This window comes from Streptomyces sp. WAC04114 (assembly GCF_019733245.1).
Taxonomy (GTDB): domain Bacteria; phylum Actinomycetota; class Actinomycetes; order Streptomycetales; family Streptomycetaceae; genus Streptomyces; species Streptomyces massasporeus_A.
In genome coordinates this window covers 1-20,133 of the sequence record NZ_JAIGQA010000154.1, presented here as the reverse complement: position 1 = coordinate 20,133, position 20,133 = coordinate 1, and the positions used below count along the sequence as shown (strand labels likewise).

The window sequence follows — 20,133 nt, the reverse complement described above, 5'->3', positions numbered from 1 at the left end:
GACGACATGGGCCAGCTCGGTGACGTTGCCCGGCCAGGCGTAGAGCTCGAGGGCGCGCAGGGCGTCCAGTGTCCAGGTCAGCGGCGGCTGCCCGAGGGCCGGCCGCCCAACCCCTGCCACGAAAGAAGGGCGTTACCGCGACCGCATCCGCGGCCCCTCCAGGCGACGAGACAGCGTGATGCCCGACTGAACACTTTGTGTCGACGATGACAATCTCTCGCCGGCCGTGTCGAGGGTGATCCGCAAGAGCCGGTCGCGAGAGGAGCGTCCGCGCTGGAGGGACTTTCGGCAGCGGTTGGGTATCACGGCGTTCTACTGCGAGCCGGGACTCCGCGGCGCCCATGAGAAGGGAGGCGTCGAGGGCCAGGTCGGTTACTGGCGTCGCAATTACCTGACGCCGGTGCAGCGGGTTGACTCCCTGGATGAGCTCAACGCCCGCTTCGCGGAGTTCGAGAGGGCGGAGGAGGCCCGGCGGATCGGGATGCGGAACCGAACCATCGGCCAGGACTTCGCCCAGGAGGCCCCGCTGCTGCTGCCCGAGGAAGGGGGCGAGACCTGCATCGCGTTCCCCCACGAGTGGACCGTTATGGCATGGTCGCGGTCCGGGTCTGCCGCTACTCGGTACCCGTCCGGTTCATCGGCCGCAAAAGTCCACGTGATGCAGCGATCCAGCGAGGTGGTGTTCTTCCACGGCCGCACAGCTCTAAAACTGACGCTCATCGTTGACACCTGGGTCTCCGATCACTACGGAGATCCACATGCCGAAGTCCACTCCCACCACCCCGCCGCTTGACCGCGAGGCCAAGCGGCGCTTGGCCGTCATACGTCACGTCGAAGAGATCACCGGGAACGTCGCGATGTCCTGCCGGTACTTCGGCATCAGCCGGCAGGCGTACTACACCTGGTACCGCCGCCACCAGGCCGAGGGTGTTGAGGGCCTGCGCACCCGCTCCGGCTAACGTCGCCCCCTCTTCCTCATCTGACGCGTCATCGTGGCACGACCTACCTGCCTTGATTTCTTTCGAGGGTGACGAGCCCGCCGTCATGGTCACCGCCGCCGGCACCACCTTGCGCGTCCCGCGCTCCCGGGTCCTCGACCTCCTCACCGCCGCCCAGGACGGCGGGGGCCCGTACCGGCAGCGCCGGGACCGCTTCCGCACCCTGCTCGTCGACTTCCTCCTGCGCGAGCTCACGGACATCGCTCCACGCCGCGGCCAGTCACCCACCATCCGCAGGGAGTTCGAGCGCAACCGCCGGGTGGAACGGCTCGTCGAACGGATCTGGCCGTCCCCGAGCGCCAAGGAAGCCCTGCGCAGCCTGTACGACTCCCCCGACCTGCTCCGGTCCTGCGCCGACAGCATCCTGGACGAGCACGAACAGGCCGTCCTGCACCGGCCCCGCGCCGCCACCGCCGGTGCCGAGCCCTGGACCCTCGACGACCACACTTGCCTCGAGGAGCTTGAATTCCTCATCAGCGGCGAAGTCCCGCCGCGCTACGGGCACATCGTCGTCGACGAGGCCCAGGACCTCACGCCCCTGCAGGCACGCGCCCTGTGCCGCCGCTGCGCGGCCGGGGGCTCGATGACCGTCCTCGGCGACCTCGCCCAAGCCACCGGCCCGCACACCCACACGAGCTGGGAGCGCCTCGGCACGCTCCTGTCCGACCATGGCGACTGGCGCGTCGCCGAGCTCACCACCAGTTACCGCGTACCCGCGGAGATCATGGAGTTCGTCGCCCCACTCGCCCGCGCGGTCGCCCCCGATCTGCCCTACCCGCGGGCGGTGCGCGAGGCGGGCGAGGACGCGGTACGGACCGTGGCGACCGTGCCGTGGAAGCTCCTCGAGGACACCGTCACCCAGGTGACGCGCCTCGTCGGTTCCAGCGACGACGGGAACAACCTGCGCTCCATCGCCGTCATCGTCCCCGACGACTCCATGTGGCTGGACCAGATCACCCGCCTCCTGGACGGAAACGACGACCTCATCGGCCCCCGTCGCGAAGCGGTCTCGGTGCTGGCCGCCGCGCAGGCCAAGGGCATGGAGTACGACCACGTCCTGGTCCTGGAGCCGGCCACCATCGCCGCCCGCGGTCCGGCCGGCCTGCGCCAGCTCTACATCGCTCTCACCCGCAGCACGCAGACCCTGACCGTGCTGCACACCGCACCTCTCCCGGAGGCCCTCACGAACACCGTCCCCTCCCCTGCCCCGGCCGAAATCCCCGGTTCCTCTCCCGCCGAGGTCCGGCCGGACGACGAGGCCGCCGTCCCCGAGATCGGCACGGACATCCGGGTGAAGGTCGTCGGCCCCGGCCCCGGCGGCCGCTACAAGGTCACCGCCCTGGCCCCGGCACTCGATCGCCCGATGATGCTCACGGTCCGGCACGGCTCCACCCCGCCCCGCACCGGCGACGGGCTGGACTGCTGGGTGTTCGCCAACGAGACCACCCATACCGTGCTCACCACCGACCAGCGTGGCCGTATGCCGGTCTCGCCCGCCATGGCGCCCCGCTACATCGCGGCCCTGGGCGTACTCGACGAGCTGGTGTCGGTCACAGACGGCGAGCCGCAGGACGCCCGCGCCCGCCTGTCCGAGCTGAAGGGCATGGCCAACCGCATTCTCCGCCGCGACCAGGCGGACTGGGTGGACGTGCGACGCGTCTCCTTGAGATCGAGCACACCCTGCCCGCCCGGGCCACCGGCCTCTACCTCGTCCTGTGCGAACCCCCGACCGAGGACTGGGCCGCCGAAGCCGTCCCCGACATCTTCACCGTGCACGTCCTGTGGCGCGCCCGGGACGGCTGGGGCGGCGAGGTCGTCGGCACGGCGCTCGAAGGGTGATCCGCTCCGTTCCCTTCCCACAGCGCCGACCTGCCGGGGAGCATCGACGCATCAAGTGGCGCGGATGAGTCGGGCCGTAGCGCACGAACAGCCGTCACCCGTCGTCGGCACCAGCATCCGGGCGTTTCCGCGGGCGCCGTCGGGCCGCTCCCGCGTACCGGGCCCTGTACCCGAAGGGTTCCGGCCGGTTGAAGCCGGGCAGCGAGATCCCGCTCGGGCGGACCGTGCCGGCGTACGACGTCGTCCAGGCCTTCAGCGGCCTGACCCGCCACCAGCAAGAAGGCCGACACGGACCGGCTCGCGAAGGCGCTGGACACGATCTCCGTCACGTTCAGGACGACCCGGACCCTGTACGACGGAGCGGCCGCCCGGTCACACCATGCACTCCCACGCCGTTCGACATCGAACGACATGGGGTGTCTGACCCGCCCGCCCGCTCGTCGACGGCCGTTTCCCGGAACTTGCGGCTCACAGACCATGGGTGGGTCTTGCAAATTCCGGCAGCGCTGGTCAGCTGCGACGGCGCGCCGACTCCTCGAGCCGTTCGACCAGTTCCGCAGCCATGGCCTTGATGGTTTCGAGCCCCTTATGCCCCCATGGTTGCGGGTCCTGGTCGACTACGCAGATGGTGCCGAGCACCACGCCGGTGCTGTCTATCAGCGGTGCGCCCAGGTAGGAGTGGATGCCGATCGCGTCGACCACCGGGTTTCCGGCGAACCGCGGGAAATCCCGGATGTCCTCCAGCACCAGCGCCCGGCGACGCTTGACCACGTGCGGGCAGATGCCCATGTCGATGTCGCGGGGCATGACACGGCCGGGCACCGGGTCGTGAAGCAACGGTGGTCCCACGTGCACAGGGGTGTCCTGTGCGGCGCTGTACAACCCTGCGAAGTACTGGCGGTCGGCGTCGAGGAAGAAGTTGACCCCGGCGTAGCAGCCGCCGGTGCGCTGTGCCAGCTCCCGTGCGAAGGCGTCGAGTTCCGTGTCCGGACGGGCTTCGATGCCCAGCGCGCGCAGCCGCTCGGATCGGGTACGCATCTGTGGGTCCTCCGGGGGGAGGAGCAGATGGCGCACGGCGATCCCGGACTCAGGCCCGGAGGAGGGGTGGGGCGGTGTCGCTGCCATGGGAACTCCTTGTCGTGATCAGGTGCTGGATCAGTTCGAGCAGCACGCGGATGCCCGTTCTCTGGACGCGGGCGTCGCACAGCGCCACCGGCACCTCCTGCCTGAGGTCGAGCGCGGTCCGCACCTCCTCCGCGTGGTAGCGGTGCGCGCCGTCGAACTCGTTGACGGCGACGACGAAGGGGATGCCGCGCCGCTCGAAGAAGTCCACCGCCGCGAAGGAGTGCTCCAGCCTGCGGGTGTCGGCGAGGACCACCGCCCCGAGCGCCCCCTCGGAGAGTTCGTCCCACATGAACCAGAAGCGCTCCTGTCCGGGTGTGCCGAACAAGTACAGGACATGGGACGGACTGAGGGTGATCCGGCCGAAGTCCAGGGCCACGGTGGTGGTGGCCTTGTTCTCCACTCCGTCCAGTCGGTCCGTGGCCGCGCTGACGGCGGTCAGCATCTCCTCGGTGCTCAGCGGCTCGATCTCGCTGAGCGTGTTGACGAAGGTGGTCTTTCCCACGCCGAACCCGCCGGCGATGAGCACCTTGATTCCCACCGGCAGGGCTTCGGCGGGCAGCGCGTCACAGTCGTTTGAGGAGGGCATCGCGCACCGCTTCCAGGAGGTCTCGATCAGGTAGTGCGTAGTGGTCCGCGGAGGGCGGGCGCGCCTGGCCTGCGACCACCGCGCCACCCTCAGCCAGATCGGACAGCAGCACCTTGACCACGGCGGCCGGCACCTGCATCCGGGCCGCGACCTCGGCGACGCTGACAGGGCTCTCGCACAGCGCCAGCACCTGCGCATGCTCCAGGCCGAAGGTGCCCTGCGTCTGGACACCGGTGGCCCGTACCACGGTCACGAGCGTGAAGTGGGACGTGGCCCTGGTCCGGCCGTCGCTCACGGTGTAGGGACGGACCAGCCGCCCGACCGCTTCGTCGGTCAGCGGTCCCTCGGGGAGGACCGGAGGCATCGGTTACCCCACCACGTGCCGTGGGGGCGTGGCCAGGTGCGGGCGCACGCTCTTCACCATCATGCCCATCTCGTAGCCCAGCACCGCCGCGTCCGCCTCGCGTCCGGCCAGCACCGCCAGCACCGCGCCGTGCCCGGCGGACGAGACGAACAGCATCGAGGTGCTGAGCTCCGTCACTATCTGCCGCACGTCGCCGCCGTCGTCGAAGCGCCGGCCCGCGCTGCGCGCCAGTGAGTACAGCCCACTGGCGAGCGCGGCCAACTGGTCGGCGGCGTCCGCGTCGAGCCCCTCCGCTGCCTTCACCAGTCCGTCCGAGGACAGCAACAAGGCGCTTCGGGTGTGCGGCACCCGGTTCACCAGACCTGTCAACAGCCAGGAAAGGTCTTCGCTCGCCACGATCGTGTACTCCTCTTTCGGCAGAAGGAAATGGCTTGGTGGACGGGGCCCCGGGCCTTCAGCGTGGCCTTCGGGTGTCAGGACGTCTCCGTTTCCTCGGCCCTGCGTAGTCCGGTCTGGAACGCGGCCATGAGACCCGGGTCGTGTGCGACGTCCTCGGAAGAACCACCGGCGCTGGGGACCGGGTGCGGCTGTTCGGCGGCCTGGTCCCGGCGTCGCCGAGGCAGCTGCGGACGGTCGTCCTCGCCGTCGGAGGGCATCGGGGCGGGCTGCGGTTCGGGATCGGACACGAGCGGATCCGCGACTACGGTCATCCCTGTCGCCGGGGGGTCCGTCGCATCGGACTCCACTGGGTCCTGCGGCTCCGCGTCAGGGGTCGCGACGGCGGGGTGCTCGGACGCGGGAGCTGCCGGCTGCGGGCCGAGCAGTGCCGTGGGCAACACCATGACGGCCTGAGTGCCGCCGTACACGTTGCTCTGCAACTGCACGGCGATGTCGTGCCGCTGGGCCAGGACCGAGACCACGTACAGGCCGATCCGGCCGTCCTGCAGCAGCTCGCCGAGGGCGACCTTGTCCGGTGCACCCAGCACCGCGTTCATTTGGTTGCGCTCGGCTGCCGACATGCCCAGGCCCCGGTCTTCGACCTCGATCGCCACCCCGGCGGCGACGGGTTCGACCCGCACGTGCACGGTCGTCTGGGGCGGCGAGAAGACCGTCGCGTTCTCCAGCAGTTCGGCCAGCAAGTGGACGACATCGACCACGGCGTGGCCGCTCACCGTTCCATCAATGGGTGGGACCAGCTTGACCCGGGCATACTGGTCGATCTCGGCGACGGCGGAACGCAGCACGTCGGTCAGGCCGACCGGACGCGTCCACTGGCGGTGGGTGTTCGCGCCGCCGAGCACGGCCAGGTTCTCGGCGTAGCGGCGGATCCGGGTGGACAGATGGTCCACCCGGAACAGCCCTTTGAGCAGGTCGGGGTCCTCGACCTCGTTCTCCAGGCTGTCCAGCAGACCTATCTCGCGGTGCACCAGTGACTCGAGCCGGCGCGCCAGGTTGGCGAACACCTCGAACTGCTCCAGCTTGGCACTGTGTTCCGCACCGAGCGCACCGGCGGCGGTCTCCAGCAGGGCTGCCTCCGCCTCGTGCCGGGCGGCGGCGATCTCGAATCCGAGTCGGGAGAGTTGGTCCGGGCCGGTCTGCGGGGGCAGTTCCGGCCGGCGCCGCACAGGGGGCTCCCCGGCCTTCAGCCGACGGAAGAGCGACTCCAGTTCGGCTCTGCCCTCGGCCGTGGTACGGATCAGCTCGGCCAGCTCGGCACGGTCCCGGTCGGCCGCACGGGACAGCTCCGTCCAGTGCTTGGTGACTGCTCGTGCCTCCGCCGAAGCCCTTGCACCCGCGATTCCGGCCGCCATGGCGCCAATGAGGACCACGCTGCCGGACATTGCCACCTGCTCCGCCCGGTCCAGGTGGCCATCACTGACCAGCGCGGTGGCTACCGCACCGGCCACGGCGACCACGCCCGGTGGCAGCACCGACCACAGCATCTGACGCCGCCTCAATGATCCGGCTCGCGACTCGGCCGTCACACGGGCGGTCACCGGCGCTACCGACCGGTCGTCCGGCGGCGTAAAAGGATCGGGCATGACAGTCCCTGGACAGTGCGATGATCAGGTTGAACGCGCACGTTACCCCGCACCCGATCTTCGGTGTCAGCCTCTGGCACGCACAGTGATCGAACCGTTGCCCTTATTTTCACACCACGGGCACCGACCCCGGTCCGGCCGCCCGGCCGGCTTCCCTCAGTGCGTCTTCTGATCCACCGCGGGTGTGACCGCTTCCGACCACATGCAACTTGTTGTTGGGATGCACCTACCCTCCGGGAGCGCACGGAGCTGGTCGGTTTCGTCGTCCACGAGGACCTGAACGGGTACGCGGATGCCGGTTACGAGCGCATCCGCAAGGCGCTCGCCGACGAACTGACCCGCCAGTGCCCGCAGTTCAGCACGGCTCTCGCGCTCGCCGCCTGGGAGAGCGAAAGCTGGTCGCTGCTGTTCCCGGACGCCTTTCCGCATGTGCGTCCGCGGTGGAAGGTGCCCGCGAAGCTCCTGAACAAGGACACCGGGCGGATCAGGGACGCCAAGGAGAAGCTCAAGCGGGGGCTCGGTCTGCCGGTCTTCCGGGAGAGCGACGGCCCCGCGGTCGCCCGCAAGGCGCTGGAACACCGGCTGATCCCCACCCCGCGCGGCGGCAACCGCTCGTACGCGGACTTCGTCGGGGACCTCACTGACTGGACCTGACCGCCTCACGATCTCCCGTGCACGGTGTTCCCGGATCAGCCGCCGGACAGTGTCGCCGCCACCGCCTGGAACCAGGCGCCGTAGGAGAAGGGTTCGGGTGGGCCGACCTCCATGCCGAGTTCGGCGGTTGCCAAGGCGTAGTCCCCCTCGTCCAGGGGGAGGGCGAGCAGTTCGTGGAGTTCGCCCACGAGGCGTGCTACCAGGTGGGGGTCGGTGGTGGCGGCGTAGTCGGCGACGGCCTCGTCGTGGTCGGGGAACTCGTCGACGATGTCCTGCGAGAACCAGCCCCCGAGGAGTTGCGCGGTTTCCGGGAAACGCGCGTGCCACTCCCAGTGCGTCTGCGGGGACGACGGTTCCGGGACGTCGCCTTCCTCGACGCTCTTCCTCAGGTGGTCGGCCAGCACCGTCAGCCAGTCGCCGATCTCGGACTGGGGCATCCCGGTGTCCGGGATCGCGTAGAACTCGCCCAGCTCGAGCCGGAGGCGGCCCGGCGGGTTGCGGCTGTACTCGCGCAGCTGGCGCTCCGCCTCCGCGATGGCCCAGGGGCGGGTGTGCCAGGTGTGACGGAGGTACGCGTCCAGCGCGCGGCTGCGCCGCTCCGGGGTGTCATCGGCCGGCTGCCCCAGGTAGGCGCGCATCACCTGGTCCAGCTCGCCGTACCGGCGGTCGTGTTCGAGCGGCTTCATGGACATGTGCGGGCAGCCCCTACAAGTAGAACGGGACGGTCGTGTGGACGACGAAGCCATGCGGGCTCGACGGCTCGCGGCGCAGCACGACGCGTGCCGCGCGGACGTCGACGGGCCCCCGACCGGCCAGCAGGTCGGCCTCCAGCTGGACCCGGCCCACGGGCTCCTCGCGGGAGGGCCAGGCGGCCTCGATGGCGAGGCGGGCCCGGGTGCCCTGGGCGAGCCAGCGGTGGATGACCTGCTCGTTGGCGGTCACCACCTGTTGGGTGGCCCAGTGGGCGGTCCCCCGGTCGGGATAGGAGGCGGAACGGGTCAGCACGGGGACATCCTCTCAAATGACCTGGTCAGGAGCTGCGCTCGTTCGGGATCAGCAGCCGAATCACAGGTCGTTGAAGTTCCAGAACAGGCCGACCTCGGTGTCCGAGACGACGACGAGGCCGCAGTCCTCTGTGAAGACGGTCATCGGGCTGTACTCCAGGCTCTCCAGCGTGAAGTCGAGTGTGCCGGGCGCGCTGCCGGTCCGGCCGACGTTGGTGTGAAAGGTGGCCGCGTCCCCGTACCGCGCGAGGACCGTGCGTGCCATCGCCCGCAGTTCGTCCGGTGACTCGTCGAAGTACTGGAGGTTGGACAGGGTGCAGCCGCCCTCGGTGAGGGCCAGGAGCAGGTTCTCGGCACTGTCCCGGTCAATCTCTTTGAGGCGCGGTCTGACGTACTCCGGGGGGTGGCCGACGAAGGGCCATGTGGGGTTCCCGACACGTTCGGGGTCCTCTCCCGCGTCGTCGACGCGGGCCCATCCCCTGGGGTCTGGCACGGCCCGGGCCATCAGCGCGAGGACATCGAGGGTCCAGTCCTCGTGACTGCGCAGGCCGGTGGCGATGTACGCGGTCGCATCCCTGTACAGGTGACGTACCGCGGCCTCCCAGGACGCCTGTTCGGCGGACATGTGGTGCGGACCTTTCTCGGAGGGTTGCTAGGGCTTGTAGGGCATCGACGTCATGACGGTGAACGGCGGGTTGCGGCTGCTGTCGTACCTGAGACGCGTGTCGATGCCGGTGACGTCGTACGCCTTGGCGTTCATGCCGCCCTCCTTGTACCCGGACAGCGGGTCGTTCGGGTCCACCGGCTGCTTGAACACGCTGCGGCCGCTGGTCTCGCCGTTGGGCGCCGTCGAGTAGAACGGCTTGGACTTACCCTCCTCCGGCGGCGGCGGGCCCTTGATCCACGCCTCGATGGCGGACTTGTTCCGGTTGAGGTTGTACTCGGTCAGCTCCTCAGCCCGCTGGTAGCTCGGGAAGGACGACGCGGCGCCGGGGTACGGCTTGCCGTGCGGCCAGGCCTGCGTCGGGCCGTTCGTCTGCTGGTCGCGCAGGCGCTGCGCGAGCTGCTCGTCCGTCTTGCCGACGTGCTTGTCCAGGGTGTGGCCGTTCTCCATGTACTCGTTGGCGGCGAGGTTGAGGTCGTACTTGCCGGTCGAGTCGACCTTCAGCCAGACCTGCGAGTCCTTGAACTCCTCCAGGGCCCGCATGCCGAAGCCTTCCGCACGGGCCTCCTGGGCCTCGTACTTCGGAGCGCTCCGGTGTGCCTCGTCCAACGGATCCATGAGCGCGTCAAGTTGCGGGACGAGCGCGTCGACCCGTCGGTTGTACTCGGTGACGATCGAGTTCAGCTTGGCGGTGTCCATGTTCAGGACGATGCCCTGGCCCAGCTGGCTCGCGCCCTTGGCGACCCCCTTGACCACGCCTTTGACCAGGCCCTTGACGTCGTCCATGCCGACGCCGTCCTTGAGGTTGACCTCGACCTTGGGAATCGCGTCGCGCACGGCCTCGATGTAGACGTCCCACACCTCGCGATTGAGGTAGACGGCCGCCTCGGCGAAGTCGTAGAGGAGATCGCTGACTTTCTGAGCCGTGTCGAAGAGCACGGTCATCACGGGGTGGGTGGCGGTCTGCGAGGAGGAGCTGTCGTGTTTCCACTCGTAGTTCTCGCGGCTCTTGCCCCACGCCGTCGTGCCCCACAGCGAACTGCAGAACTGACGCATCGCGTCGTGCCACTCGCTGTTGGCCTGCTGAGTGATGCTGCTGACGTTCCCGGTCAGCCCGCTCTCCGCCATGGAGAGCGCGCTGGTCGTCGCCATCCACGCCTTGGACAGCGAGTTCAGGTAGTGCTGCTGTGGAAACGGATAGACCTCGGCGACCTTGCCCATCCGGAAGGCGTGCTTCACCACCGGCCTCAGCACGTCCCGGACCGGCTCGGGCACCCACTCGAGGAGCCCGCGGATGAAGTCGTCGCCGCCGTCGTCGTCGCCCCACTTCAGATTCGGCACGGAACCGTAGGCGGGCGGCTTCTCGAGGACCTTCGGCAACGGCTGGACGACCGGCTTCGCCTGCCCCGTGGGATCGTTGGCCGCCTCCGCCTTCGCATAGGTATTGGCCGTCGAGGTGAAGCCGACTGCCGCTCCCCCGATGCTGACGACGCTCTTGGCCCACACCTCGAGGAAGCGGTTGCCGACCTTGACGTACGACGTCGCGAACGCCTGGGGCGAGGTGCCGTAACCGCCGGCGTCCGGGTACTTGTGCAGGTCGTCGAGCAGGCTTTTGGCGCCTTTGTCCATCACCGTCTGCTGGCTCGCCACACCGCCGGAGACGCGGTGGAGGTCGGCCGGCTTGACGTCTATGGTGCCGTTCTGGCCCGGCGGTGGCGTCCCCATCAGCCGGCCCCCCAGCCGCGCAGCACGGCCTGGTGGGCTGCCGCATAGTTGATGTGGCTCGTGGTCGCACACTCGTGCAGCCACTTCTGGGCCGCCTGGAGGTCCTCGGCCGAACGGTCCCACTCGTCGAGCTTTTCGACGAAGACCTCGCGGGCCTCCCCCTCCCAGGACAGCACGACCGGCACGACCCGGTCGTGGAGGTCGTCCAGACTGTCGTTGAGCTTCTTGAGGATGTCCTCCAGTTCGGCTGCGAGTTCGCGGAGGGTGGCGAAGGAGACGGTGATGTGCCCGTCGTCCGCGCTCCCGGTCGGCATGGTTCCCCGTTTCGTAGGTGTCGTCGTCGCGGTTGCGGCAGAGGTTCTCGGAGAGGCCGTCAGAAGGAGTCGAGACTGCTGCGCGGAGGGACTGGCCCGGTCGTCTCCGGATTCGGTGTCGACAGTTTGTCGACCTCGCTGTCGATGTCCACCGGAATGCTCCGCAGTCGGGCCATCACGTCCAGCTCCTGTTCCGTGAAGCCGTCCCGACTCAGACGTACGGCCTGCTCGAGGTGCCGGATCACTTCGCGGATGCGCACGGCGTCCTCGGCCGCCGCCCGGTGGAACCCGCGGTACGCCGTCGCCGCCGGTCCTCGCCAACCCGCCTCGATGCGGTCGACGATCGCGTCCATGCGCCTGACCTGCTTGTCCAGGTGATCCTGCATGTCGTCGAGGTCATCGGCCAGTTTGGTGAGGTCCTGGCTCGACGCTCTCAGATCGACGCCGCCCTCTTGGCCCGCGCCCGCACCACGTACGCCCATGCTCCGTACCTCCGCCCCCGTGACCTCGGCATGACAAATCGCGTATGCACAGTGATCCTAACCTCGCGCTCTCTGGAGGCCGGCCCCAGCGGCGGCCCAGGGGAGGGCAGTCGGCGGGAAGGCGCCGTCCGGTCATGGGCATCACCGGGCACCTGCGGCCCGTCCTTGCCGGGCGGCCGGGGTCCGGGATTCGACCAGGTGGGTACCGATGTCCGAGGTGGGCGTTATTTTTGACGCTGATCGTCGGCGGCCCCGGTAACCGTCCTGTCCGAAATGGTCCTCGTGAAGCCCACCCTGGCCGCCGCGCAGCTCCGCGGCAGTCTGACGCAGTACCTCACGACGACGTACGCGCTGGCCGACGAGGACACGCCGCTCGCACTGGAGCGGTTTCTCGGGGATCTGGAGACGGGCATCTTCCGCGGGCCGTATCTGCGGATCAGGACGCCGTTCCATCCGGCCGACGAGGGGCGGCGGGCGGCGCTGGAACGGCAGCCGTCGTTCACGCCGTGGCGGCATCAGGCGAAGGCGTGGGAGCGGCTGAGCACCTACAAGGGGACGGCCGAGCCGACGCTCGTGACGACCGGCATCGGATCCGGCAAGACCGAGTCGTTCCTGATTCCCGTGCTCGATCACTGCCGGCGGCAGAAGTCGCTGGGGCGGCGCGGGTAAAGGCCGTGCTGCTGTACCCGATGAACGCGCTCGCCACCGACCAGGCGGGCCGTATCGGCGACTACCTGGCGCAGCGCGAACTGGTGCAGGTGACGGCCGGTCTCTACATCGGCGACAAGCCGGACACGGACTTCCGGCGGGTGATGACGCGACGCGAGGAGATGCGCCAGGCGCCGCCGTCCGCGAATGGCGCTCGCTCCTGCACGAGCTCGGCGAGGACGGCTGGGACGCGGAGTTCCTGCACGACGAGTGGACCCAGGTGATCCTCGGTCAGGCCATCACCTCCCGCACCGAATACTTCCGGGCGCGCCGCGCCGGACGCGGACGCACGGTCAGCCGACCCGAGCGCGCCGAGATCTGGCAGCTCGCCGAGAGGTTCGCCCAGCGCCTGGAGCGGCTGGAGGTGCAGACCTGGGACCAGATCGCGGAGCGGGCGGCGCAGCTGGAGACCGAACGCGCCCGTCGGATCCAGGCCATCGACCGGCAGCGCGAGGAAGCCGGCGGCCTCGACAACGTCCATGTGGCCGACGGTTCGGGCGGCTGGCTGCGGTACCGGTACCGGCACATCGTCGTGGACGAGGCCCAGGACCTGCGGCCCGCGCACGGGAAGATGCTGCGTGCGATGACCGCCCCGGACCGCAACGACCTCTTCCTGGTCGGTGACACCCACCAGCGCATCTACAAGAACCAGATGACGCTCGGCAGCCTCGGCATCAACATCCGCGGCCGGTCGTCGAAGCTGTCGTTGAGCTACCGGACCACCCGGCAGATCCTGCGCTCCGCGCTGAACGTGCTCGGCGACGAGACGTACGACGACCTCGACGGCGGCGGTGAGACGCTGGCCGGGTACCGCTCAGTGCTCAGCGGCGCCGTACCCGACCTGCACAGGCTGGGCGGCTGGGCCGACGAGCGGGAGGCCATCGCCGCGCTGATCGAGTCCTGGGGTCAGGTGCCGCACGAGCAGATCGCCATCGCCGTGCCGACCAACGACATGGCGAGTGAAGTCGCGTACACGTTGGCCCAGCACGGCATCCGGGCGCTGGAGATCGGCCCGGACGGCCCCCGCGGCGACAGCGGCGTCCACATCGGCACGATGTTCCGTTTCAAGGGGCTCGAGTACCAGCGCATGATCATCGCCGGGGTGACCGACGGGCTGGTGCCGCGCGCGAGCGTCCGGCAGCGGCGGACCACCGACCCGGCGCGGTACAGGGCCGAGATGCAGCGCCCGCTCCCTGCTCTTCGTGGCGGCCACGCGCGCCCGCGACAGCCTCAACGTCTTCTGGCACGGGGAGCCGAGCCCGTTCCTGGAGGAACTGATCCGGGTTCGGCCACCGGTCGCGGCGTGATCGGCCTCTGGGATCGTGCCGCGGTTCGCTTCGGTCAGCGTGGCATGACCGGCCCCTGAGGCACGAGGAACGGTCGCTGAGGATCCTCCGGCGGCACCCTGCGGGTCGCAAAGGCCGGATCGGGGTCCGGCAGGTACGGAGCGAGGGCCGCATACACGTCCGCCGCCCAGCTGGGACGGTCCTCGGGGCGCTTGGCGAGCAGTGCGTGCAGCAGGTCCTGCAGAGCGGCCGGAGCATCGACGCCGCGGTCGGCCAGCCTCGGCGGAGACGCGGTGAGGTGCCGGGTCACGAGTTCGGCGGGGCCCTCACCGCGGAAGGGAGGGTGTCCGGTGAGCATGTGGTGCAACAGGCACCCCACCGCGTACAAGTCGCTGCGGCCGTCCAGCGGCTGTTCGCCGGCCAGGAGTTCGGGCGAAGGCCTCAACGCGGTGAAGCACTACGACGACAAGGTCGACCGGCAGGGAGAGTTCCGCGGTATGCAGCTGTTGGGCGGCGAGTTCTACTGCCCGCTGATGCCCACCCCGCTCGTCACTGCGGGCGCCACATACATCGACAGCCGCACGGACGAGGACCGCGCCCACGGACTCAATCTGATTCAGTCCCGGAAGGACTACCAGGCCAAGATCAAGGAGTACGGGCCCGCAGGGGACCAGCGTCGGCAGTGCCCCGCCCTCGGGCCGCACGCCACGGTCACCTGCTACCGCCGGCCCCAGCCACGCCCGTCCACCGTCGTCGACCTCGACGCCCCCACTGTCCGCACCCCGGCAGCCCTGCCCACCATCCCCAGGCCCAAGCGGGACACCCCCGTCTACCCCGACATCTGCAGAGGGAAGAGCGTCACCGTCCCGGGCACCGTGTTGGCCAAGTGGCGGCAGAAGTGCCCCCTGTTCACCCCTCTGTGGCAGGAAGCCTGGTCCGGACTGCGCAGTCAGAACGAGGGCGGCAACGGCAACCTCAAGAAGTCCGCCCTCGACACCATCGACAATCCCCAGCTCCGCCTGCCGCACGGACGCGACGCACAGACCCTGCTCAATGCCGTCATCACCTTCGTGGCGAACCTCAGAGCCATCCGACGGTTCCTCCGCGACCAGGGCATCCAGCCCCGCAAAGCCAGCACGCAGAGCGCCGCAACCCAACCCGGTGAGCCCTCCGACCCGCCCCCTGGCGCGACCGCTTCCGACCGAGCAGGTCGACCCGCCGCCACGCGAGTGACACACCTCCGCCGCGCTCCGCCCCCTGAAAACCCCACATGCCTGCGCCACGGCTACCAGCCGTCGCGCAGGCATGTCCTGTTTCCGCAGGTGAGAGGCGCAGTACCTGGACCGCCACCGCCTCACCCCCTCATCGAGCCGATCACGAGGCTCAAGGCCCCAGAAACGACGAAATACCGGCGAGTCACATGACTCGACCGGTAATTCGTGAACGCTTCGGGACGATCTCGTGAACGTCCCGTCTGTGTCCGAGGGGGGACTTGAACCCCCACGCCCGATAAAGGGCACTAGCACCTCAAGCTAGCGCGTCTGCCATTCCGCCACCCGGACCAGGTGTCTGCCGCCCTGCCAGGGCTGTTCCCCGCGGCGACATGGACAACAATACCAAGCTTTCGGAGTGCCTTTCACCTGCGTTTCCGTCCGCCTGGCGGGGGTCCGGGACCTCACGGACCGATACCTCTAGGGTCACACCATGAGTGACTGGATGGTTACGCAGAGCTCCTCGACGGGGCGTCGTCCGCGTGCGCTGTCACCGCTCAGGGAGCATCTGCGGGACACGTTCTGGTTCGCCCCCACCGCGGCGATGGTGAGCGTCTTCGTGGTCTGGATCGGGGCGGAGGCGCTCGACACCGCCATCGTCGACGCGCTCCAGCGGGAGAAGGACTACGAGACGCTCGACGAGCTGCTGCGGTTCGCGGAGGACGCGAAGGCCGTGGTGAGCGCGGTCGGCTCGGCGATGATGACCTTCATCGGTGTGGTCTTCAGCATCTCGCTGGTGGCCGTGCAGATGGCGAGCGGGCAGTTCACTCCGCGCGTGGTGCGGCTCTTCGTCCGGAGCCGGATCACCAAGGCGACCTTCGCGGTGTTCCTGGCGACCTTCGTACTGACCCTGCTGGTGCTGACGAGTTTCGACACTGTCGACGACCCCCGGTCCGTCACGACGGTGCCCCTGGTGCAGTCCGTCCTCACCCTTTGCATGGTCGGGCTGAGCCTGCTGCTCTTCGTGCTGTACGTGAACGCGACCCTGCGGCTGATGCGGATCAGCCATGTGATCGCGCGGATCGCCTCGGAGTCGTTCCGGGTGCCCGCCTCGATGCCCGTCCCGGTGAGCGGACAGGCGGCTCCCGCCCCCGGCACGGAGACCGCGTGGGTGCCGCACGACGGCCGGGCGGGAGTGCTGCGGGACGTGCACATCGCGCGGCTGGTGCGGGTGGCCCGCAAACACGGGGTCGTGCTGCGGCTGATCCCGCGGATCGGGGACTTCGTGGTGCCCGGCATGCCCGTGCTGGCGGTGCACGACGGGCCCGTCCCACCGCGCAGGGCCCTGCGCTACGCGATCTCGGTCGGGGTGGAGCGGACCTACCACCAGGATCTCGGTTTCGGACTGCGGCAGTTGGCCGACATCGCGCTGCGCGCCCTGTCCCCCGCGATCAACGATCCGACGACCGCCGTCCAGGCGCTGGACCGTGTCGTCCAGTTCCTGGCCGCGCTGAGCCGGCGCCCGCTGGACGCCGCCCTGCACCGGGACCGGGCCGGTGCGGTGCGGCTGGTGCAGCCCGTGCCGGACTGGACCGAGCTGGTGGATCTCGGGTTCACCGAGGTACGGGGATGCGCCGTCGGGAGCCCGCAGATCTCCCGGCGCATGCTGGCCGGCCTCGACGACCTGCTCCTGCTCGCACCGCCGGAACGCCGCGAGCCGCTGCTGCGCCATCGCGAACTGCTCCGGCAGGCCGTCGAGCAGGCCGCGCCGACCGCTTCGGACCGCGACTTCGCGCTGCGCCCGGACCGGCAGGGCATCGGCTGAGCGACGGACCGGGGCAACGGGCGCGGGACGACGTACCGGGGCAGTGGGCGCTGAACCACGTCCGGGGCAGCGGGCGCTGAACCACATCCGGGGCAGCGGGCCGCGCCACGACGGACCGGAACACGTCCTGCCGCTGCGGCGTCCGACGCCGGCCCTGTCGTCGCGAACCCCGCGCGGAACCGGCGCCGGACGCGCCCCCCCTGGCCGGCTCCATCTCGCTCTTCGCCGGCTGCGTGGCGCTGTTCCTGAGCCCGCCGGGACGCGACAGGAAGACGGGTCGGATCTCCCCCAACCCGCAACCGCTCGGCGAGGACACAGCCTGACATGACGGCAGATCCGTACGAAGCGAGGACGTCCCCCTTCCCCAAGAGGGGGCTGTTCCTGTTCTTCGCGTTCCTGTCCGGCTTCGGCAGCGGGGCGTTCTACCCGCTGTTCGCGGCACTCATCCCGGACTACTCGGGGAGAACTAGGCCCCTACCCGTCCGGGGAGGGGCCTCCTCAGGTCCGTACGCCGGTCGGCACCTCCCCCGTCAGCACTTCTCCCTCAGGGAGTGCAGGTGTGCGCTGGAGCGGCGCGCGAACGTGAAGGACTCGGCCGGGTTGTCGTGCTCGGCCTGCCAGTGGTGGGCCAGGCGGTGGCCGCGCAGCCGGGTCACGGCGGAGATGAACCGCTGGTAGTCGATGTCGCCGTCGCCTACGTCGGTCATGTTGTAGCCGTACGGGTTCGACGGGTCGCTCTCGCCGTCCTTCACGTGGAAGAGCGGGTAGCGGTCGGGCTGGCGCAGGACGTAGTTCAGCGGCTCGAAGGGCGCGGGGGTGCCGTCGGGCCGCTTGGAGAAGCGGAACTGGCCGACGTACGCCCAGTAGATGTCCATCTCCAGGTGGACGAGGTCCGGGTCGGTCTCCTTGAGCAGGACGTCGTAGAGGCGGACCTTGGGGTTGTCGGTGGCGAAGGAGAACTCCTCGGAGTGGTTGTGCTGGTAGAACTTCATGCCGCGGGCCCGCGCCGCCGCGCCGTAGGTGTTGAAGTCCTCGGCGGCGCGCTTCCAGGCGTCGACGGTCGAGCCGTAGCGGAACGGGCCGGAGGCCGTGCCGATGTGCTTGAGGCCGAGGGCCTGGGCGTCGTCGAGGACCTTGGTGAGGTTCTGGGCGAAGGTGTAGGCGTTCGGGTCGTCGGAGTAGTAGCCGACGTGGCTGCCGATCGGGTTCAGGCCGTGGTTGCGGGCCAGCCGCTTGAGCTGGGCGAGCGTGATGGGGCCGGCCGAGCCCTGGGTGTATCCGGCGAACTCGACCTCGTCGTAGCCGTACCGCTCCAGTTCGGCGAAGACGGGGCCGAAGCCGAGGGTGGAGACCCTGTCGCGCAGGCTGTAGAGCTGGATGCCGAGGCGGCCGGGCGGCAGGACGGGGCGGCCGCGGCCCTTGGCGCCGGACGTGGTGGCGGGCGTGGCGCCGCCGGGGGCGGCGGTGCCGGTGGCGGCGTTCGCCGGGGCCGCGGCACCGAGCAGAGCGGCGGCGGTGGCACCGGCGGCCACGCCGAGCATGCCTCGTCTGCTGAGGCGGTGACCGAGTTCGGGGTCGGGCTGGCAGAAGCGGCTCATGCGTGGAACTCCTCGTGATCGCGGGGCGTTGTCAGTGGTGAGTGCTTCACTTGTGACCAGTCGGTACCGAGGGCTGTGACCTCAGGTGAGACCGGCGAGTCGGAGCAGCAGTGACTTCACATCGGTGGCCGCGACGCGGTCGCCGACAGCACGGGGGGTGGAGCAGATGAGGAGCGGACCGTCGTCGTCGCTCTGCGGAAGGCGGCCGTGGCTGCCTCGAATAGGTGAGGGGTCCAGGGGCACGACCGCCATGCGGTAGCGCATGCCGAGCTTCTTGCGCGCCAGTGCGGTGGCTGCCTTGACCTTGACGTACGGGTCGAGGGGATCCATGAAGAGTTCGACCGGGTCGTAGCCGGGTTTGCGGTGGATCTCGACCAGCTGCGCGAAGTCGGGCGCGCGGTCGTCGTCGAGCCAGTAGTAGTACGTGAACCAGGCGTCGGGTTCCGCCACGGTGACGAGCTCGCCCGCGCGCGGATGGTCGAGGTGGTGGGTCTTCTTGCCCTCATCGTCCAGGAGTTGGGCGATGCCGGGCAGGCCGTCGAGGGCCGCTCGTGTGGCGTCGAGGTCCTCGGGGCGGCGCACGTAGACATGGGCGATCTGGTGGTCGGCGACCGCGAAGGCGCGGGACGCCATCGGGTCGAGATACTCCATGCCGGCTTGCGTGTGCACCTCCAGCAGCCCGGCGCGGCGCAGGGCGCGGTTGATGTCGACGGGCCGGTTCACGCGGGTGATGCCGTACTCGGACAGGGCGACGACGGTTCGGCCCTCGGCCCGGGCGTCGTCCAGCAGCGGGGCCATGGCGGCGTCGAGGTCGGCGGCCGCCTTCAGGGAGCGCGGGTCGTCGGGGCCGAAGCGCTGCAGGTCGTAGTCGAGATGAGGGAGGTAGCAGAGCGTCAGGTCCGGGTGCCGGGTGCGGATGATGTGGCGGGTCGCGTCGATGATCCATCGGCTGGAGACGAGGTCGGCTCCGGGGCCCCAGAAGTGGAACAGGGGGAACGTGCCGAGCTTGTCGGTGAGTTCGTCGTGCAGTGCGGCCGGCCGGGTGTAGCAGTCGGGCTCCTTGCGGCCGTCGGCGTAGTAGACCGGACGGGGGGTGACGGTGATGTCGGTGTCGGCGCCCATGGCGTACCACCAGCAGATGTTCGCGACGGTGTAGCCGGGGTGGGCGCGGCGGGCGGCGTCCCAGAGCTTGTCGCCGGCCACGAGCCCGTTGTGCTGGCGCCACAGCAGGACGTCGCCGAGTTCGCGGAAGTACCAGCCGTTGCCGACGATGCCGTGCTCCGAGGGCATGGTGCCGGTGAGGAACGTGGACTGGGCGGCGCAGGTGACGGCGGGCAGGACGGTGCCGAGCGGGGCACGGGAGCCGGACTGGCCGAGCGCCTTGAGGTGGGGCATGTGGTCGAGGAGACGGGGGGTGAGGCCGACGACATCGAGGACGAGGAGCGGGGTGGGGCGGATCGTGGTGGCGGCCGGGTCGGACTGCTCATGAGGGCCGGTGCTCATGGCAGCTCCTTCAGGCCGAGGTCGGTCAGCAGGTCGCGGGCGAGGGTGAGTTCGGCGGCGATGCCCTCGGCGAGCTGGGTGCGGCCCTTGGGGCGCAGCTCGGGCGGGAGGGCCTGCCAGGTGTAGGTCTCGACCTCCAGGTGGCGGGTGAGCGGGGCCGGACCGCCGACGAGCCGCGTGAGTGCGGACTTCAGGACCGGGAGGG

General features: G+C 69.7%; 21 protein-coding genes, 1 tRNA gene and 3 pseudogenes. 9 read left to right on the top strand and 16 right to left on the bottom strand.

The window, feature by feature from the left end; all coding sequences use genetic code 11:
- Positions 1–295: 295 nt before the first annotated feature.
- The 3 genes and pseudogenes from K4G64_RS30125 to K4G64_RS41555 all read left to right on the top strand — a co-directional run.
- Positions 296–793, top strand: a complete 498-nt coding sequence (locus K4G64_RS30125; protein ID WP_221759110.1) for a hypothetical protein — start codon at positions 296–298, stop codon at positions 791–793.
- Complete coding sequence (locus tag K4G64_RS30120) at positions 759–959, top strand: helix-turn-helix domain-containing protein (protein WP_260461161.1); 201 nt, start codon at positions 759–761, stop codon at positions 957–959. The genes K4G64_RS30125 and K4G64_RS30120 overlap by 35 nt, the downstream gene beginning before the upstream one ends.
- Before the next feature lie 58 nt (positions 960–1,017).
- Positions 1,018–2,658: pseudogene (locus tag K4G64_RS41555) on the top strand (ATP-dependent DNA helicase); the annotation flags it as partial.
- Between the two features lie 689 nt (positions 2,659–3,347).
- Here the strand turns inward: K4G64_RS41555 and K4G64_RS30110 are convergent.
- The 5 genes from K4G64_RS30110 to K4G64_RS30090 all read right to left on the bottom strand — a co-directional run bounded on the left by K4G64_RS30110 (position 3,348) and on the right by K4G64_RS30090 (position 6,855).
- On the bottom strand, positions 3,348–3,962 hold the full coding sequence (locus tag K4G64_RS30110; protein ID WP_221759109.1) for a GAF domain-containing protein: 615 nt from the start codon (positions 3,960–3,962) through the stop codon (positions 3,348–3,350).
- Positions 3,925–4,548, bottom strand: a complete 624-nt coding sequence (locus K4G64_RS30105; RefSeq protein ID WP_190903474.1) for an ATP/GTP-binding protein — start codon at positions 4,546–4,548, stop codon at positions 3,925–3,927. The genes K4G64_RS30110 and K4G64_RS30105 overlap by 38 nt, the downstream gene beginning before the upstream one ends.
- A complete protein-coding gene (locus K4G64_RS30100; protein WP_003994206.1) occupies positions 4,526–4,912 on the bottom strand; it encodes a DUF742 domain-containing protein in 387 nt (128 codons plus the stop codon). Before K4G64_RS30100 ends, K4G64_RS30105 begins: the two co-directional genes overlap by 23 nt.
- Positions 4,913–4,915: 3 nt before the next feature.
- Complete coding sequence (locus tag K4G64_RS30095) at positions 4,916–5,308, bottom strand: roadblock/LC7 domain-containing protein (protein WP_221759108.1); 393 nt, start codon at positions 5,306–5,308, stop codon at positions 4,916–4,918.
- A 77-nt stretch (positions 5,309–5,385) separates the two neighbouring features.
- Complete coding sequence (locus K4G64_RS30090; protein ID WP_260461159.1) at positions 5,386–6,855, bottom strand: sensor histidine kinase KdpD; 1,470 nt, start codon at positions 6,853–6,855, stop codon at positions 5,386–5,388.
- Between the two features lie 258 nt (positions 6,856–7,113).
- Here K4G64_RS30090 and K4G64_RS30085 point away from each other — a divergent pair, with 258 nt between their 5' ends.
- Positions 7,114–7,608, top strand: coding sequence for a hypothetical protein (locus K4G64_RS30085; protein ID WP_308122532.1), 495 nt, complete (start codon positions 7,114–7,116; stop codon positions 7,606–7,608).
- Positions 7,609–7,643: 35 nt separating this feature from the next.
- Here the strand turns inward: K4G64_RS30085 and K4G64_RS30080 are convergent, their stop codons facing one another.
- The 6 genes from K4G64_RS30080 to K4G64_RS30055 are packed head-to-tail and all read right to left on the bottom strand — an operon-like array spanning position 7,644 to position 11,797.
- Positions 7,644–8,300 (bottom strand): contact-dependent growth inhibition system immunity protein, encoded by a 657-nt coding sequence (locus K4G64_RS30080; protein WP_221759106.1) that lies wholly within the window; start codon positions 8,298–8,300, stop codon positions 7,644–7,646.
- A 13-nt stretch (positions 8,301–8,313) separates the two neighbouring features.
- The gene (locus K4G64_RS30075; protein WP_221759105.1) at positions 8,314–8,613 is read right to left on the bottom strand and encodes an RNase A-like domain-containing protein; all 300 of its coding nucleotides are present in this window, start codon (positions 8,611–8,613) and stop codon (positions 8,314–8,316) included.
- A 60-nt stretch (positions 8,614–8,673) separates the two neighbouring features.
- The gene (locus K4G64_RS30070) at positions 8,674–9,237 is read right to left on the bottom strand and encodes a hypothetical protein (RefSeq protein WP_221759104.1); all 564 of its coding nucleotides are present in this window, start codon (positions 9,235–9,237) and stop codon (positions 8,674–8,676) included.
- Between the two features lie 27 nt (positions 9,238–9,264).
- Positions 9,265–11,001, bottom strand: coding sequence for an RNase A-like domain-containing protein (locus tag K4G64_RS30065; protein WP_221759103.1), 1,737 nt, complete (start codon positions 10,999–11,001; stop codon positions 9,265–9,267).
- A complete protein-coding gene (locus tag K4G64_RS30060) occupies positions 11,001–11,315 on the bottom strand; it encodes a WXG100 family type VII secretion target (protein WP_221759102.1) in 315 nt (104 codons plus the stop codon). The genes K4G64_RS30065 and K4G64_RS30060 overlap by 1 nt, the downstream gene beginning before the upstream one ends.
- 59 nt (positions 11,316–11,374) lie before the next feature.
- On the bottom strand, positions 11,375–11,797 hold the full coding sequence (locus K4G64_RS30055; RefSeq protein WP_221759101.1) for a WXG100 family type VII secretion target: 423 nt from the start codon (positions 11,795–11,797) through the stop codon (positions 11,375–11,377).
- Positions 11,798–12,070: 273 nt separating this feature from the next.
- Here K4G64_RS30055 and K4G64_RS30050 point away from each other — a divergent pair, with 273 nt between their 5' ends.
- The 3 genes and pseudogenes from K4G64_RS30050 to K4G64_RS30045 all read left to right on the top strand — a co-directional run.
- Positions 12,071–12,466 (top strand): hypothetical protein, encoded by a 396-nt coding sequence (locus K4G64_RS30050; RefSeq protein WP_308122531.1) that lies wholly within the window; start codon positions 12,071–12,073, stop codon positions 12,464–12,466.
- A 5-nt stretch (positions 12,467–12,471) separates the two neighbouring features.
- Entirely contained in the window at positions 12,472–12,729 is a 258-nt protein-coding gene (locus K4G64_RS41160) for a hypothetical protein (protein ID WP_308122530.1), read from the top strand.
- A pseudogene (locus K4G64_RS30045) lies at positions 12,639–13,812 on the top strand (3'-5' exonuclease); the annotation flags it as partial. The gene K4G64_RS41160 and the pseudogene K4G64_RS30045, both read left to right, overlap by 91 nt.
- Before the next feature lie 34 nt (positions 13,813–13,846).
- On the opposite strand, the gene K4G64_RS30040 reads toward K4G64_RS30045, so the two are convergent.
- A complete protein-coding gene (locus tag K4G64_RS30040; RefSeq protein ID WP_308122533.1) occupies positions 13,847–14,170 on the bottom strand; it encodes a hypothetical protein in 324 nt (107 codons plus the stop codon).
- Here K4G64_RS30040 and K4G64_RS30035 point away from each other — a divergent pair.
- Positions 14,142–15,215, top strand: a complete 1,074-nt coding sequence (locus K4G64_RS30035; RefSeq protein ID WP_221759111.1) for a hypothetical protein — start codon at positions 14,142–14,144, stop codon at positions 15,213–15,215. The genes K4G64_RS30040 and K4G64_RS30035 overlap by 29 nt on opposite strands.
- A 53-nt stretch (positions 15,216–15,268) precedes the next feature.
- On the opposite strand, the gene K4G64_RS30030 is transcribed toward K4G64_RS30035, so the two are convergent.
- Positions 15,269–15,353 (bottom strand) — tRNA-Leu (locus K4G64_RS30030).
- 142 nt (positions 15,354–15,495) lie between these two features.
- On the opposite strand from K4G64_RS30030, the gene K4G64_RS30025 reads away from it, so the two are divergent.
- Positions 15,496–16,827, top strand: a complete 1,332-nt coding sequence (locus K4G64_RS30025; RefSeq protein ID WP_221759099.1) for a DUF2254 domain-containing protein — start codon at positions 15,496–15,498, stop codon at positions 16,825–16,827.
- Positions 16,828–17,357: 530 nt separating this feature from the next.
- Here K4G64_RS30025 and K4G64_RS30020 read toward each other — a convergent pair.
- The 3 genes and pseudogenes from K4G64_RS30020 to K4G64_RS30010 form a co-directional block, all read right to left on the bottom strand.
- Positions 17,358–18,425: a sugar phosphate isomerase/epimerase gene (locus K4G64_RS30020; RefSeq protein ID WP_221759098.1), complete on the bottom strand. Its 1,068-nt coding sequence runs from the start codon at positions 18,423–18,425 to the stop codon at positions 17,358–17,360.
- A gap of 81 nt (positions 18,426–18,506) precedes the next feature.
- Positions 18,507–19,928 (bottom strand): nucleotide pyrophosphatase/phosphodiesterase family protein, encoded by a 1,422-nt coding sequence (locus K4G64_RS30015; protein WP_221759097.1) that lies wholly within the window; start codon positions 19,926–19,928, stop codon positions 18,507–18,509.
- A pseudogene (locus K4G64_RS30010) lies at positions 19,925–20,133 on the bottom strand (xylose isomerase); the annotation flags it as partial. The pseudogene K4G64_RS30010 and the gene K4G64_RS30015, both read right to left, overlap by 4 nt.

Bases quoted from the DNA above. Each gene is read 5' to 3' on its own strand.
- K4G64_RS30060 (WP_221759102.1), bottom strand. From the start codon at position 11,315: ATGCCGACCGGGAGCGCGGACGACGGGCACATCACCGTCTCCTTCGCC.
- K4G64_RS30120 (WP_260461161.1), top strand. From the start codon at position 759: ATGCCGAAGTCCACTCCCACCACCCCGCCGCTTGACCGCGAGGCCAAG.
- K4G64_RS30055 (WP_221759101.1), bottom strand. From the start codon at position 11,797: ATGGGCGTACGTGGTGCGGGCGCGGGCCAAGAGGGCGGCGTCGATCTG.
- K4G64_RS30080 (WP_221759106.1), bottom strand. From the start codon at position 8,300: ATGTCCATGAAGCCGCTCGAACACGACCGCCGGTACGGCGAGCTGGAC.
- K4G64_RS30090 (WP_260461159.1), bottom strand. From the start codon at position 6,855: ATGCTGTGGTCGGTGCTGCCACCGGGCGTGGTCGCCGTGGCCGGTGCG.
- K4G64_RS30105 (WP_190903474.1), bottom strand. From the start codon at position 4,548: ATGCCCTCCTCAAACGACTGTGACGCGCTGCCCGCCGAAGCCCTGCCG.
- K4G64_RS30020 (WP_221759098.1), bottom strand. From the start codon at position 18,425: ATGAGCCGCTTCTGCCAGCCCGACCCCGAACTCGGTCACCGCCTCAGC.
- K4G64_RS30015 (WP_221759097.1), bottom strand. From the start codon at position 19,928: ATGAGCACCGGCCCTCATGAGCAGTCCGACCCGGCCGCCACCACGATC.
- K4G64_RS30110 (WP_221759109.1), bottom strand. From the start codon at position 3,962: ATGGCAGCGACACCGCCCCACCCCTCCTCCGGGCCTGAGTCCGGGATC.
- K4G64_RS30070 (WP_221759104.1), bottom strand. From the start codon at position 9,237: ATGTCCGCCGAACAGGCGTCCTGGGAGGCCGCGGTACGTCACCTGTAC.
- K4G64_RS30100 (WP_003994206.1), bottom strand. From the start codon at position 4,912: ATGCCTCCGGTCCTCCCCGAGGGACCGCTGACCGACGAAGCGGTCGGG.
- K4G64_RS30065 (WP_221759103.1), bottom strand. From the start codon at position 11,001: ATGGGGACGCCACCGCCGGGCCAGAACGGCACCATAGACGTCAAGCCG.
- K4G64_RS30025 (WP_221759099.1), top strand. From the start codon at position 15,496: ATGAGTGACTGGATGGTTACGCAGAGCTCCTCGACGGGGCGTCGTCCG.
- K4G64_RS30050 (WP_308122531.1), top strand. From the start codon at position 12,071: ATGGTCCTCGTGAAGCCCACCCTGGCCGCCGCGCAGCTCCGCGGCAGT.